We start from the raw sequence: 13,547 nt of genomic DNA, 5'->3' as shown, positions 1-13,547 counted from the left end.
CGGGCGCTCAGTTCAGCTTACGAGGCACCGCATGACGCATGATGTCGGCCAGCGCGCGGCGCACGACATGGCGATCGCTTTCGCACAGCCGTTCGCTCGCCTCGCTCACCGCCAATTGGTGGCGAACCAGCGCCTGTTCGGCGGCGACGCGCGCCTCGACCCGGTTCCGCTCACCCCGAGATGTCCGTAGCAACCCGGCGCGGCGGCGCGTCGCCCAATCGGCGACGAGGCGATCGGCGGCCAGCGTGGCCAGCCCGTCGGCGGCGCGCTGCTCGGTCGCGGCTTCGGCGGCGGGATCGATCAGCCAGTCGTCGGCGCCCTCGGCCTGCAGCGCATCGAGCGACAGCGTTGCGGTGACATGCCGCCGCCCCGCCGAACGCTGGTCGCCGCGCAGGCGCAGGCGCAGCGCCTGCAGCTCGGCGCGCAGTTGCCAGTTCACATAGGTGGTGAAACGCGCGCGCGCCGGATCATAGCGTTCGGCGGCGCGGTGGAGTGCAATCGCGCACACCTGATCTGCATCGTCGGCGACATCGGCGAGGCCATAGCTGCGGGTGAAGTAACGGATGCGCGGCGCCGCCAAAGCCGCCAGCCGCGCGAACGCCCGGTCGGCGAGCGCCTTGGCCCGCGCCCCCGGTGCCGCGTCGAGCGCGGTTCGCGCCTGGATATAGTCCGTCACCGCTGCTTCGAGCGCATCGCTTTTTGCCGACATGGTCCGTCCCCATCGTGCCGCGGCGTGGGTGCCGCTCAGATCGGGATAGGGAAATAGGGTGAGCGGCGGGCTGATAGGGAGCTAGGTAGAAATACCTATGTGGGCGTTGTGGGCGTTTCCCCATTTGCCGTTCGTGTCGAGCGAAGGCGAGAAACCCATCGACCTGACTCTACCCCCGGGTGTCTCGACTTCGCTCGACACGAACGGACCAATAGGTTGCGTCTAAACCTCCGCCCCCGCGAGCAACCTTGGCAAATCGCCCGCTTCGCCGCGCGCTTCGTCCATGAAGAAGCGCTTGAGCAGCGGCATCCGCTGGACCGCGCCAAGCCCGGTGCGGCGCACCGCGGCTGCGGTGCGGCCGGGGACGCCGAACAGGCGGGTCAGCCCGTCAGTGGCCAGGCTGACCATCATATTATCGAGCCCGCGCCAGCGCTGATAGCGTGCAAGCAAGGCCGTATCGCCAAGGTCAAGGCCGAGCCGCGCGCCCTCGACCAGCACCTCGGTCAGCGCCGCGACGTCGCGCAGGCCAAGGTTCAGCCCCTGCCCCGCAATCGGATGGATGCCATGCGCGGCGTCGCCGACCAGCGCGATGCGCTCCGCCACGATCGACGCGCTGTGGTGGAACCCCAGCGGATAGGTCATGCGCGGTGCGACGAGTTCCATCACGCCGAGCACGCCGCCCGCACGCTTCTGCAATTCGGCAACGAAACCGCGGTCGCCGAGCTTGGAAAAGCCGGGACCATCCTTTTCGGCCACGGTCCACACAAAGGCCGAGCGGTGCCGTCCCTCGGCGTCGTCGACCAGCGGCAGCAGCGCGAAGGGGCCTGAGGGGTAGAAGATTTCGTGCGCCACATTGCCGTGCGGCCGTTCATGCGACACCGCACCAATCAGCGCGTGATGATGGTACGACCAGTTGGCGATGCTGAACCCCGCGGCGTCGCGCGTCGGCGAGCGACGACCCTCGGCGACGACCAGCAAGGGTGCGGCAAGCTTGGTGCCATCGGCCAGCGTCAGCATGACGCCATGGCCGCCCACGTCGCGTGAGGTGACGGCGGCGGGCATATGCAGCCGCACCAGCGGCGCCTCGGCTAGCGCAGCGGCCAGCACGAGGCGGAGCTGGCGGTTCTCGACCATCGTGCCGAGCGGGGGATCGCCATCGGCGGTGACGAAGTCGAGGTCGCCGCCGCGGCCGCTGTCGGGGGCGCCGTCGCCGACCTTGATCGCGCGGATTGGACAGCCGTGGCCGGTCAGCCGCCCGGCGATGCCCAGCACTTCAAACATCTGCCACGTCGCGCTGGCAATCGCCGATGCGCGGCCGTCAAACCCCGGCGCGATCGTCGCCACCGGGTCGGCGGGATCGACGATCTGGACCGACAGGCCGTGATGCGACAGGGCCAGGGCGAGCGCCTGGCCGACCAGGCCGCCCCCCGAGATCAGGACATCGCTGCGCAGGGTTTCACTCATGAAACCGCCCTAGCGCGCGGTGCGGGGCTTGGAAAGGCTGTGGATGCGCACGGGGCCGCGCTTGACGGCGAGTCCACCGCATGTGCATATCGCCGTGGTTAACTTATGGGGACCGATTTCAGCATGGCTAGCCGCAAGGGCGCACCGGTAAAGGCCGATTGGCGCACCGTTTTCCGCCAGAGCATTGCGCGATCGCTGGTGATCGGCGCCGCGGCTGCGCTCGGCCTGTTCACATTGTTCCTGACCCTCGCGCTCGCCACCTATGACAGCACCGATGCGGCGCTCAACACCGCCGCCGACGGGACCGCTGCCAACTGGATGGGCAGCTTCGGCGCGTGGTTCGCCGACCTGGGCCTGTCGATCGGCGGGGTCGGCGTCTCGCTGCTGCTGCCGCTGCTCGGCCTGCTCGCCTGGCGGCTGTGGATGGGCGAAGCGCAGCCCTATTGGCCGCGCCAGCTCGCGTACAGCTTCGTCGGCATCCTGCTCGTCGGGCTGGGCGCCGAGCTCTGGGCGCCGGCGACCAGCGCTCCGATGCCCGCAGGCTGGGGCGGCATCATCGCGCTGCTCATCGGCGGCGCGATCACCCCGCTGTTCGCCGCCGCGGGCGAACCCGCCGCAGCGCTGATCCGCATTGCCACCATCCTGCTGCTGGTCACCGCCGGGTTGTGGCTCGCGTGGCGCGCGCTGCGGCTGGAAAAGGGGTGGGCGGCGCGCTTCCGCCTGCCCGCCGCCGAGCGCAGCCGCATCGTCGAGCCAGCCCGCGCCGTCGACGACGACACGCGGGCGCCGAACCTGATGGAGCGCGTCGTCCGCCCGCGCGCGATCGCCGAACCGAGCGACCGCGCGCCGCCCGAGATTGCCGACCCGGCGCAGCGCACCGCGCCCTCGAAACCCCGGCCCAAGCCGCAGACCGAGCTGTTCACCAACTACCAGCTCCCCTCGATCGACCTGCTCGCACCGCCGCCGCCGGGGCCGACCGGGCAGATCGACAAGGCGGGGCTGGAGCGCAACGCGCGCCTGCTCGAATCGGTGCTCGAGGATTTCCAGGTCAAGGGCGTCGTCACCGCGGTCCGCCCCGGCCCGGTGGTCACCATGTACGAACTCGAACCCGCGCCGGGTACGAAAGCGAGCCGGGTGTCGAACCTGGCCGACGATATCGCGCGCAACATGTCCGCGCTGTCGGCGCGTATTGCGCCGATTCCGGGTCGCACCGTGATCGGTATCGAACTGCCAAACGCGCACCGCGAAGCCGTCGTGCTGCACGAAATCATCGGCAGCGCGCTGTTCCAGGATCAGACCGGCGCGTTGCCGATCATCCTGGGCAAGAATATCAGCGGCGACCCGATGATCGCCGACCTGGCGCCGATGCCGCACCTGCTGATCGCGGGGACCACGGGGTCGGGCAAGTCGGTTGGGCTCAACGCGATGATCCTGTCGTTGCTCTATCGCCTCGGTCCCGACCAGGTGAAGATGATCATGATCGATCCCAAGATGCTGGAACTCAGCGTCTATGACGACATCCCGCATCTGCTCGCCCCCGTCGTCACCGAACCCAAAAAGGCAATCCGCGCCTTGAAATGGGCGGTCGAGCAGATGGAGGACCGCTATCGGATGATGTCGTCGCTGTCGGTGCGCAACCTCGCGAGCTACAACGACAAAGTCCGCGGGGCGCTCGCCAAGGGCAAGTCCTTGGGCCGCCGCGTCCAGACCGGATACGACCCCGACACCGGCCAGCCGGTCTATGAGGAGGAAGCGCTCGATTATGCGCCGCTGCCGCAGATCGTCATCGTCGTTGACGAGCTCGCCGACCTGATGATGACCGCGGGCAAGGAAGTCGAATTCCTGATCCAGCGGCTCGCGCAAAAGGCACGCGCCGCGGGCATCCACCTGATCCTCGCGACGCAGCGCCCGTCGGTCGATGTCATCACCGGCGTGATCAAGGCGAACCTGCCAACGCGCATCAGCTTCAACGTCACCAGCAAGATCGACAGCCGCACCATTTTGGGCGAGGCCGGCGCGGAGCAGCTGCTCGGCAAGGGCGACATGCTCTATGTCCCCGGCGGCAAACAGATCACGCGTATCCACGGCCCGTTCGTGTCCGACGACGAAGTGCGCGCGGTCGCCGACCATTGGCGCGGGCAGGGCCGCCCCGACTATGTCGAGAGCGTCACCGAGGATCCCGAGGACGGCGGTTTCGCGATGGAGGGCGCGCCCGCGGGCGGCGACAGCGCCGAGGACCGCATGTATGCCAAGGCGTGCCAGATCGTTGTCGAAAGCCAGAAGGCGTCGACCAGCTGGCTGCAACGCCAGCTGCGCATCGGGTACAACAGCGCCGCGCGGATGATCGAACGAATGGAGGAGGAAGGGCTGGTCAGCCCGCCCAACCATGTCGGCCGCCGCGACGTGCTGACCGATCAATATGGCCAGCAGCGGTAGGGAACTTTTACCGGGCTCGCGCTTTGAACGGCGTCTGACGAGCAGGTTCACGGCGGGTTCAATGCCCGCCTGCGATGAGCCGAGCGAACATAGAACAGAATGAGAGTCCCATGACCCTGAAGAATCCCCTCACCCGCCGCGCCGCCTGGACGCTGACTCCCTTGGCGGTCGCCGGGCTGGCGATCGGCGTTCCCGCCATCGCGCAATCGTCGACCACCCTCGCATCGGTGCAGTCGCACCTGAAATCGACGAGCTCGATGACCGCCGACTTTGTCCAGACCGATCGCAACGGCCAGCGCCTGTCGGGCAAGCTGACCCTGAAGCGTCCCGGCAAGATCCGGTTTCAATATCAGAAGGATGTCCCGTTGCTGATCGTCGGCGACGGCAGCTCGCTGACGATGATCGATTATGAGGTGCGGCAGGTGCAGCGCTGGCCGGTGAAGAATTCGCCGCTCGGCGCGTTGCTCGACCCCGACCGCGATCTGACCAAATATGCCAAGGTCTTGCCGACGGGCAGCAACGATGTGCTGAGCGTCGAGGTCAAGGATCCGAAGCGTCCCGAATATGGCACGATCACCATGGTGTTCGTGCGCGACGGCGGCGCGCCTGCGGGGCTGCGCCTGCGCGGCTGGGTCGCGCTCGATTCGCAGAACAACCGGACGCGGATCGACCTCAGCAACCAGAAATTCAACGTCGCAGTCGCCGATTCGGCGTTCCGCTGGACCGATCCGCGCCCGAACAAGCGCGGTCGCTGATCGAAGCTGAACGGAAAATTCACGCCGGGTTTTTTTCATCAGAAATCTCCTGCTTTTTTCCGCCCAACCGTCGCCTGGCATCGACGAACTGCAAAAACGACGCTGAACCGCCGATTTTCGTTCAGCTTGGCGACAGGGAAGCCGGGCTATTTCAACTCTCGAAGACGCCAACACGGCCCCGGATTTGGGTTTCCCCCTGTTGCCCCACCCGGATTGCCCGGTGTCTTCATTCAAGAGCGTGACGAACGCTGACCTTGAACCCCCGTTCCACCGCCCCTGGGACGGGGGTTTATGATTCCCGGCGCTGGCGCGCATCCCGAGCATCCTCGTTGCGCCGCACGCGTGGCGCCGATAGAGCCGACCGCATGACTCGCACCAGCATCGCTTCGTGGAATATCAACAGCGTCCGCGCCCGCATCGGCATCGTCGAGAAATTTCTGCGCGAAGAAGCGCCCGACATCCTGTGCCTGCAGGAAACCAAGGTCGAATGCGTGACCTTTCCCAAGGATATGTTCCGGTCGCTGGGGTATGAGCATATCGTCACCCACGGCCAGCGCATGCATCATGGCGTCGCGATCGTCAGCAAGGTGCCACTGACCGAGGTGCGTAAATATGACTGGCAGGCGAATGGCGAGGCGCGCCACGTCGGGGTGACGTTGCCGTCGGGGGTCCGGCTCGACAATGTCTATATCCCCGCGGGCGGCGACATTCCCGACCGCGATCTCAATCCGAAGTTCGGGCAAAAACTCGATTTCTTTGGCCGGATGACCGAATGGTCGGGCGCGCTCAATGGCACGCCCACGGTGCTGACCGGCGATTTCAACGTCGCACCGCTCGAAAGCGATGTCTGGAACCATAAGGCGCTGCTCGACGTCGTCAGCCACACGCCGGTCGAGGTCGAAACCCTCGCGCGATTGCAGGCGGCATCGAACTGGATCGACCTCGGCCGCCATTTCATCGCGGCACCCGCGCCGCTGTTCACCTGGTGGAGTTACCGCGCCAAGGATTGGGCCGCGTCGAACCGCGGCCGCCGCCTCGACCATATGTGGGTGACCCCCGACCTGTTGGGACAAGCGCTGTCGCACCGCATCGTCCAGCCCGCGCGCAGCTGGGAACGGCCGTCGGACCATATCCCGCTGGTGACGGAATTTGCCTTTTGACCGATAGCGCGAAGGGTCGCGGCGCCCGTCAGGCGGCGCGCGCGATCGACGCGCTGCGGCGCGGCTGGCCGCTGCGCGTCATCGGCAGCGATGGCGCGCTCGACCTGCTCGCGGTCGAAAGCGCGCGTGACGACGCCTTGGCCGAATTCGCCAGTCACGATGTGTTGCTGTCGGGCGAACGGGCGCTGACGCTGAAGCTGACCAACCAGCGCGTCGCGGCGACCCCGGGTCCGGTGCGCCTTGCCGCAGCCGCCAGCACGGTCACCGCGGCGCTGGCGATTGCCGACCCGGCGCTCGATCTCGCCAATCCGCTCAAAGGGCCGTTTCGTACCATTGCGACCGGCGGTGAGAGCGCCGCTGCCGCCGCGATGACGATGGCGCGCCACGCGGGCCTGCTCCCGGCCTTTTTCGTCCGCGAAGCGGCTGGCGACGCCGAGACATGCTGCACCGCCGACGATGTCGCGACGCTGCTCGACCCGGCGCGGCTCCAGATCGCCGCGCGCGCGCGTCTGCCGGTTGCGGCCAGCGAAACCGCCGAAATCATCGCTTTCCGTTCGCCCGAAGAAGCCTCCGACCATGTCGCGCTCGTCATCGGGCAGCGCGACGGCAATCCGCCGGTGGTGCGGCTGCACAGCGAATGCCTGACCGGCGATGTGCTCGGCAGCCTGAAATGCGATTGCGGGCCGCAGCTCCACGCCGCGCTGCACGCGATGGCCGACGCGCCGTGGGGGGTGCTCCTATATCTCCGGCAGGAAGGGCGCGGCATCGGGCTGGTCAACAAGCTGCGCGCCTATGCGCTGCAGGATCAGGGTTATGACACTGTCGACGCCAATTTACGGCTCGGTTTTCCGGTTGAGGCGCGCGATTTCGCAATTGCCGGGCGGATGCTCGAACTGCTGAACATCCCGCGCATCCGGCTGATGACGAACAACCCCGAAAAGGTCGCGCGGCTGGAGAAGGAGGGCGTCGCAGTGGTCGAACGCCTGCCGCTCGCGCTGCCGACGAACAAATATAATGAGCAATATCTGGCGACGAAGCGCGACCGGACGGGGCACCAGCTCTAAAACGCGTCGCGCCCGCGAAGGCGGGGTCCGTTGTCGGGTTTACACCCACAAGGGGAATAGGCCGATAGCGGCCCCCGCCTTCGCGGGGGCGACGCCATTTCAGTGCACGAACCTTGCCACCACGTCGCGGTAACTGCGGCTGACCTTCACCTGCGCGCCCGATCCCAGCACCAGGAAGCATTCGCCGTTGGTGTGCGGCTTGACCTGCTTCACCTGTGACAGGTTGACGATCGTCGAGCGGTGGACGCGCTGGAAATTGCGCGGGTCGAGCCGCTTTTCCAGATCCTTCATCGTCTCGCGCAGGATCAGGCTGTTGTCGGCGGTGTAGATGCACATATAATCGCCCGCGGCGTCGATGCGTTCGATGCTGTCGACGTCGACGCGGAAGATCTGGCCGCGATCCTTGATGTTGATCATCTTTTCATAGCGGTCGGCGGCGTGCGCGTCGGGGGCATTTTCGCTGCCATAATCGTCGGCGGCATCGGGCGCGACTTCCGCCAGCACGGTCTTCAGCCGTTCGACCTCGGCCACGCCGCGCTTTTCGGTCAGCCGCTGGCGCACCCGGTCGAGCGCGTCGGCGAGCCGTTCGGGCTCGACCGGCTTGACCAAATAATCTACCGCCTGCGCCTCGAAGGCGCGGATCGCATGGTCCGAATAGGCGGTGACGAACACCACCAGCGGCGGTTCGACTTCCATCAAACCCTGAATCACCGAAAAGCCGTCGAACCCCGGCATCTGGATGTCGAGGAAAACCAGGTCGGGCTTGTGCGTCTTGATCTTTCTGATGGCCTCGCGGCCGTTTTGCGCGGTGTCGACGATTTCAACGTCCGCATGCGGTTCGAGCCGCAGTTGCAGGCCTTGGGTGGCCAGTTTTTCATCATCCACCAGGATGGTTCTGATCGTCATGTCCGTTCGGTTCCAATCGTCATTTGCCCATCGGGCTGAAACGGAAACTCGATAATCACCGTGAATCCGCCATCAGCGCCGCGTTGGGCATCGAACCGGTGCTGGTCGCCAAAAGCCTGCGCCAGACGGTCCCTGATATTGGCTAAACCCACGCCGGTCGATTCCGTTGCAAGGCCCGTGGTGGGGTCCGTGCCGTCGACTGGCAATCCCGCGCCGGTGTCGGACACGGTAATCCGAACATTTTGACCGGCCAGCTGTGCAGACAGCGTAATATCGGCGCCGTCCTCCTGCGGCGTCACCGCATATTTGATGGCGTTCTCGACCAGCGGCTGGAGCAGCAGCGACGGCAGCCGCGCCCGCGCCACCAGCGGATCGATCGCGAAATGCGGGCGCAGCCGGTCTTCAAACCGCATCTTTTCGATGTCGAGATAGAGCTTCAGCGTCTCGATCTCCTGCGCCAGCGTGACCTGCGCGGTGGGTTCATTGGCCAGCGTGTAGCGCAGGAACGCCGACAGCCGCGACAGCATGGCGTTGGCGGGCTCGGACTGTTTGAGCAGCACCAGCGTCGAAATGCTGTTCAGCGTGTTGAACAGGAAATGCGGGTTGAGCTGGTAGCGCAGCATCGCGAGCTGCGCCGACGCCGCCTGCGCCTCGAGCCGCAGGACGCGGTCATTCTGTTCCTCAAGCTGGAGGAAATAGTTGATCGCGAAATAGAGCGCCGACCACGCCGCGAGCGATGTCGCGTCGATATAGACCGCGCCGAGCAGCAGGCTGGTGAACCCCGCTTCGCTGTTCGGGTTCTGGATCTGCGCGACCCAGGCGTCGATAAACGCCCACAGCGCGGTAGCCAGCCCCGACAGCCCGAAACTGACCCCCCACATCAGCAGCGGCCGCCGGCTGATCAGCGCGCGGTAACAGACCGACAGGATCAGCGAGAGCGAGAAGCCGGTGATCGCCGAAATCGTCTGCGGGATCAGAAAGGCCAGCGGCTGACCATTGGCAAGCCCCGACACGCCGCGCAGCCCGAGCCACGCGGCCCAGCCCAAAATCTGCAGGTTCCAGAAAGCGCGGACCTTGTTGTCGAAAAATGGTCCCGGCGAAGACAGGCGAAACAGCGGCATGGGGGTTCGGTAGGTAGCGATGGTCAGCGGCCGCAGCGGCGCGGCCGGAAACCGGCGCAGCCGGTCACTCGGCAGCCACCGGCGCCATCGCTCCGTCGGCGCGCACCCGCGCCTGGCCGAGCGGCTGAAGTTCGGCGCGATGCTTCCACAGCAATTCCTTGTAACCGATCACCCGGCCGTCATGCGCGGTCAGCGTGACCGGCCCGATCGGCTGTTCGTCGCGGGCGTCGACCAGCACCGGGGTCGACGGCACCCCGGCACCCCATTTTTCGCCCCATTGGCGCAGCGCAATCATCGCGGGAAGCAGCTCGATACCCTTTTGGGTCAGCTGGTAACGCACCTTGCGGCGGTCTTCGGTCATCACTTCGCGCGCCATGATGCCATGATCGACCAGCCGCGACAGCCGGTTCGACAAGATGTTGCGCGCGATGTTCAGTTCCTGCTGGAATTCCTCGAAATGATGGACGCCGTTAAAGGCCGCGCGCAGGATCATGAACGACCAGCGTTCGCCCATCGCTTCCAAGGCCAGCGGCAGGGCGCAATTGCCCCCATCCATGTCGTTCAAGACTTCGCGTAATTTTGTCATGCCCCAAGCCCTAACGTAAAATCGACCCCCGCGCCAAAAAAATATAGGGTCTTGCGTTGCATTTCGCAACGCGAAGCATGGGCGGCGAATTCGCCGGTCGTGACGCCGGGACTTCCGGCGCAATCGCCGCGCTCAGGCGGTCATCCGGTTGCGCGCAATCACCAGCCACCAGCGCGCCAGCGCGGGCAGCTGCGCCGCGACATGCCAGGGGTCGGCGCGAAAGGCGCGGCGCACCAGGTCGAGCCGCCAGCGCCGACTGCTGCGCAGCGCGAGGCCGAGCAGGATTTCGCTACGGCTGCGCGCGGACAGCGTGGCGGGTAGCGCGCGTTCGACGACTTTGGCGGTCAGCGCCTGGATCTGTTCGGCGCGCTGGCTGGTCAGGCTGCCGCCATGTTTGCGATACAGATACAGATCCTCGTGCAGCGCGACGAAGGTGAAGCGCTGCGCGGCGCGCAACCAGAAATCATAATCCTCGACCCCGAACAGCTGGGTGTCGTAGCCGCCGAGCGCTTCGGTCACGCGGGCGCGGTAGAGGAAGCAGGCGCCGACATTGTTGCCGTAGAGCAGCCGGTCGATCGGCCCGACGCGCGAGCAGCCCAGTTCCGCCCCGGCTTCGTCGATCAGCATAAAATCGGCGTGGACAACATCGGCATGGGCATCGGCGTCAAGTGCCGCGACAAGGCGGCCGAGCATCTGCGGGCGCAGCAGATTGTCGTCGGAGGTCCAGCTGTGCAGGTCGCCGCGCGCCGCGGCAAAACCATGGTTGAGCGCCGCGGGCAGGCCGACGTTGGTTTCCAGATGCAGCAGCCGGACCCGCGGATCGCGCGCCGCGGCATCGGCCATGATCGCCGGCGACGCATCGCGCGACGCGTCGTTGACCAGGATCAGCTCAAAATCGGCAAAATCCTGCGCCAGCACCGAATCGATGGCGTCGGCCAGCCAGCGCGCACCATTGTGCACGGGCATCACCATCGACACCCGCGGCGGCGCGGTCGAATCGAGAGCATCGGTCCCCATCAACGCCCAGCCCTACCGCGCGCGACCGATGCTTCCAATCGCCTTTACCAAAGTTGCTAACACCTTGGGGAACGGCGCAATCAAATTTCGCATTGCAATATGTCGATCATCGACGACATTGGGGCTGATGCTGCGCCAATATGAACTTGTCGAGCGCGTGCGCGCTTATGATCCCGACGTCGACGAGGCGCTGCTCAATCGCGCCTATGTTTTCACTGTCCAGAAGCACGGCAGCCAGAAACGCGCCTCGGGCGATCCCTATTTCAGCCACCCGGTCGAGGTCGCGGGGATTTTGACCGACCTACATCTCGACAGCGAAACGATCGTCACCGCGCTGCTCCACGATACGCTCGAAGACACGCTGACCACCCCCGAAGAGATCGAGCGCCTGTTCGGCGCCGACGTCGGGCGGCTGGTCGACGGGGTGACCAAGCTCAGCAAGATCGAGGCGCAGACCGAGAATGAGCGTGCCGCGGAAAACCTGCGCAAATTCCTGCTCGCGATGTCCGACGACATTCGCGTGCTGCTGGTCAAGCTCGCCGACCGGCTGCACAATATGCGGACGCTCCATTTCATCAAGAATCCCGAAAAGCGGCGGCGCATCGCCAAGGAAACGATGGATATCTATGCCCCGCTCGCCGAGCGGATCGGCATGTATGAATATATGCGCGAGATGCAGCTGCTGGCGTTCAGCGAGCTTGAGCCCGAAGCCTATGCGACGATCACTGGCCGCCTTGCCAAGCTGACCGCGGGGGGCAAGGACAAGGTCGCGGGAATCAGCCGCGAGTTCAAGGAGCTGCTGGCCAAGAACGGCATCGAGGCCGATGTGTCGGGGCGCGAAAAACACCCCTATTCGATCTGGCGAAAGATGCAGGAACGCCATGTCAGCTTCGAACAGGTAACCGACATCATCGCGTTCCGCATCATCACCCCGACCGACGCCGACTGTTACGCCGCTCTGGGGCTGCTCCACCGCAAATGGAAAATGGTCCCCGGGCGGTTCAAGGACTATATCTCGACCCCGAAACGCAACGGCTACAAATCGCTGCACACAACGATCATGCACCAGCAGAATATGCGGATCGAAATCCAGATCCGCAGCCTGGGCATGCACCAGCAATCCGAATTCGGCTTTGCGGCGCATTGGGCGTATAAACAGGGCGGCACCGCCCCCGACGGACAGGCGGGGTGGATCCGCGATCTGATCGAAATCCTCGAACAGACGCACGATCCCGAGGAGTTTCTCGAAAACACGCGCATCGCGATGTACCAGGATCGCATCTTTGCCTTCACGCCAAAGGGCAGCCTGCACCAGCTGCCCAAGGGCGCGACGCCGGTCGATTTTGCCTATGCCGTCCACACCGGGCTCGGCGACCGCACCGTCGGGGCAAAGGTCAACGGGCGGCTGGTGCCGCTGCGCACCCAGCTCAACAACGGTGACACCGTCGAAATCCTGTCGTCGGACAAACAGACCCCGCAGCCCGCCTGGCTGGGCTTTGCCGTCACCGGCAAGGCGCGCGCCGCGATCCGCCGTCACGTGCGGTCGAAGGAAAAGGTCGAACTCGCCGCGCTGGGCCGCAAGATGTACGACGAGATCGCGTTGCGCCTGCCGAACAAGGTCGGCGACAAGGCGCGCGCCGCGGCGTTGACCCGGCTCAAGCTCGACAGCGACGCTGCGCTCTATGTCGCGATCGCCAAGCAGCGGCTGACCGACAATATGGTGCTCGAAGCCCTGGTCCCCGGCATCACCGCCGAGATGAAGGCCAAGCCGGGCAAGTTCGGGCAGGGCGCGGCGGTATCGATCGCCGGGCTGACCCCGGGGGTCGCCTATCAGCTTGCCGATTGCTGCCACCCGGTGCCCGGCGACCGCATCGTCGGGCTGGCGCGGCCGAGCGAGGGCATCGAGGTGCATGTGATCGACTGCCCCAGCCTCGCCGACGGGGTCGACGCCGACTGGATCGACCTCAGGTGGCAGGAGGACAGCGAGGGCGGCAATGCGCGGCTGTGCATCGTCATCCTGAACGAACCCGGCACGCTCGCCGAAATGTCGGGCATCCTTGCCGCCAATATGGCGAACATCACCAATTTGCGGCTGTCGAACCGCGAGGGCGGTTTCCACACCTATGACGTCGTCGTCGAAGTGCGCGACGTCCATCATGTGATGCGGATTTTGTCGGCGCTGCGCGCGTCGGACACGGTGGTGCAGGCCGAGCGGCTGTAGGTCCGCGACGGCAGCTCTGCGGCGGGGCGCAGGTCGACCCGCCCAACGCCGTTCCAAAGTTCAGGAAAGTTCAGCCCATTGCAGCGCCCGGTTTGTCGTGTGCGGTGG

At 65.7% G+C, this 13,547-nt stretch carries 11 protein-coding genes; 5 read left to right on the top strand and 6 right to left on the bottom strand.

Annotated features, from left to right (window positions below):
- Positions 1-7: 7 nt before the first annotated feature.
- Entirely contained in the window at positions 8-709 is a 702-nt protein-coding gene (locus ACTIFP_RS17505) for a sigma factor (protein ID WP_439569962.1), read from the bottom strand.
- A 222-nt stretch (positions 710-931) separates the two neighbouring features.
- A complete protein-coding gene (locus ACTIFP_RS17500) occupies positions 932-2,173 on the bottom strand; it encodes an FAD-dependent monooxygenase (protein WP_439569961.1) in 1,242 nt (413 codons plus the stop codon).
- Positions 2,174-2,296: 123 nt separating this feature from the next.
- Between ACTIFP_RS17500 and ACTIFP_RS17495 the strand changes: the two genes are divergently transcribed.
- The 4 genes from ACTIFP_RS17495 to ribA all read left to right on the top strand — a co-directional run bounded on the left by ACTIFP_RS17495 (position 2,297) and on the right by ribA (position 7,588).
- Positions 2,297-4,609, top strand: coding sequence for a DNA translocase FtsK 4TM domain-containing protein (locus ACTIFP_RS17495; RefSeq protein WP_439569960.1), 2,313 nt, complete (start codon positions 2,297-2,299; stop codon positions 4,607-4,609).
- Positions 4,610-4,719: 110 nt separating this feature from the next.
- Positions 4,720-5,364, top strand: coding sequence for a LolA family protein (locus tag ACTIFP_RS17490; protein WP_439569959.1), 645 nt, complete (start codon positions 4,720-4,722; stop codon positions 5,362-5,364).
- Positions 5,365-5,729: 365 nt separating this feature from the next.
- Positions 5,730-6,524, top strand: coding sequence for an exodeoxyribonuclease III (locus ACTIFP_RS17485; protein WP_439569958.1), 795 nt, complete (start codon positions 5,730-5,732; stop codon positions 6,522-6,524).
- Positions 6,521-7,588, top strand: a complete 1,068-nt coding sequence (ribA, locus tag ACTIFP_RS17480) for a GTP cyclohydrolase II (protein WP_439569957.1) — start codon at positions 6,521-6,523, stop codon at positions 7,586-7,588. The genes ACTIFP_RS17485 and ribA overlap by 4 nt, the downstream gene beginning before the upstream one ends.
- 99 nt (positions 7,589-7,687) lie before the next feature.
- On the opposite strand, the gene ACTIFP_RS17475 is transcribed toward ribA, so the two are convergent.
- The 4 genes from ACTIFP_RS17475 to ACTIFP_RS17460 form a co-directional block, all read right to left on the bottom strand.
- Positions 7,688-8,494 (bottom strand): LytR/AlgR family response regulator transcription factor, encoded by an 807-nt coding sequence (locus ACTIFP_RS17475; protein ID WP_137754136.1) that lies wholly within the window; start codon positions 8,492-8,494, stop codon positions 7,688-7,690.
- The gene (locus ACTIFP_RS17470) at positions 8,491-9,615 is read right to left on the bottom strand and encodes a sensor histidine kinase (RefSeq protein WP_439569956.1); all 1,125 of its coding nucleotides are present in this window, start codon (positions 9,613-9,615) and stop codon (positions 8,491-8,493) included. Before ACTIFP_RS17470 ends, ACTIFP_RS17475 begins: the two co-directional genes overlap by 4 nt.
- Positions 9,616-9,679: 64 nt before the next feature.
- Positions 9,680-10,201: a winged helix-turn-helix transcriptional regulator gene (locus ACTIFP_RS17465; RefSeq protein ID WP_439569955.1), complete on the bottom strand. Its 522-nt coding sequence runs from the start codon at positions 10,199-10,201 to the stop codon at positions 9,680-9,682.
- A gap of 132 nt (positions 10,202-10,333) precedes the next feature.
- Positions 10,334-11,218 carry a glycosyltransferase family 2 protein gene (locus ACTIFP_RS17460; protein WP_439569954.1) on the bottom strand — a complete coding sequence of 295 codons (885 nt, stop codon included), beginning with the start codon at positions 11,216-11,218 and terminating at the stop codon, positions 10,334-10,336.
- A 127-nt stretch (positions 11,219-11,345) separates the two neighbouring features.
- Here ACTIFP_RS17460 and ACTIFP_RS17455 point away from each other — a divergent pair, with 127 nt between their 5' ends.
- Complete coding sequence (locus ACTIFP_RS17455) at positions 11,346-13,439, top strand: RelA/SpoT family protein (RefSeq protein WP_439569953.1); 2,094 nt, start codon at positions 11,346-11,348, stop codon at positions 13,437-13,439.
- Positions 13,440-13,547 lie beyond the last annotated feature (108 nt).

Source organism: Sphingopyxis sp. (assembly GCF_051861155.1).
In the GTDB taxonomy this organism is placed as follows: domain Bacteria; phylum Pseudomonadota; class Alphaproteobacteria; order Sphingomonadales; family Sphingomonadaceae; genus Sphingopyxis.
Note: the sequence above shows the minus strand (reverse complement) of the source record. Positions and strands in the feature narration are given on the sequence as shown.

Bases quoted from the DNA above. Each gene is read 5' to 3' on its own strand.
- ACTIFP_RS17465 (WP_439569955.1), bottom strand. From the start codon at position 10,201: ATGACAAAATTACGCGAAGTCTTGAACGACATGGATGGGGGCAATTGC.
- ACTIFP_RS17505 (WP_439569962.1), bottom strand. From the start codon at position 709: ATGTCGGCAAAAAGCGATGCGCTCGAAGCAGCGGTGACGGACTATATC.
- ACTIFP_RS17475 (WP_137754136.1), bottom strand. From the start codon at position 8,494: ATGACGATCAGAACCATCCTGGTGGATGATGAAAAACTGGCCACCCAA.
- ACTIFP_RS17495 (WP_439569960.1), top strand. From the start codon at position 2,297: ATGGCTAGCCGCAAGGGCGCACCGGTAAAGGCCGATTGGCGCACCGTT.
- ACTIFP_RS17485 (WP_439569958.1), top strand. From the start codon at position 5,730: ATGACTCGCACCAGCATCGCTTCGTGGAATATCAACAGCGTCCGCGCC.
- ACTIFP_RS17490 (WP_439569959.1), top strand. From the start codon at position 4,720: ATGACCCTGAAGAATCCCCTCACCCGCCGCGCCGCCTGGACGCTGACT.
- ACTIFP_RS17470 (WP_439569956.1), bottom strand. From the start codon at position 9,615: ATGCCGCTGTTTCGCCTGTCTTCGCCGGGACCATTTTTCGACAACAAG.
- ACTIFP_RS17455 (WP_439569953.1), top strand. From the start codon at position 11,346: ATGCTGCGCCAATATGAACTTGTCGAGCGCGTGCGCGCTTATGATCCC.
- ACTIFP_RS17500 (WP_439569961.1), bottom strand. From the start codon at position 2,173: ATGAGTGAAACCCTGCGCAGCGATGTCCTGATCTCGGGGGGCGGCCTG.
- ACTIFP_RS17460 (WP_439569954.1), bottom strand. From the start codon at position 11,218: ATGGGGACCGATGCTCTCGATTCGACCGCGCCGCCGCGGGTGTCGATG.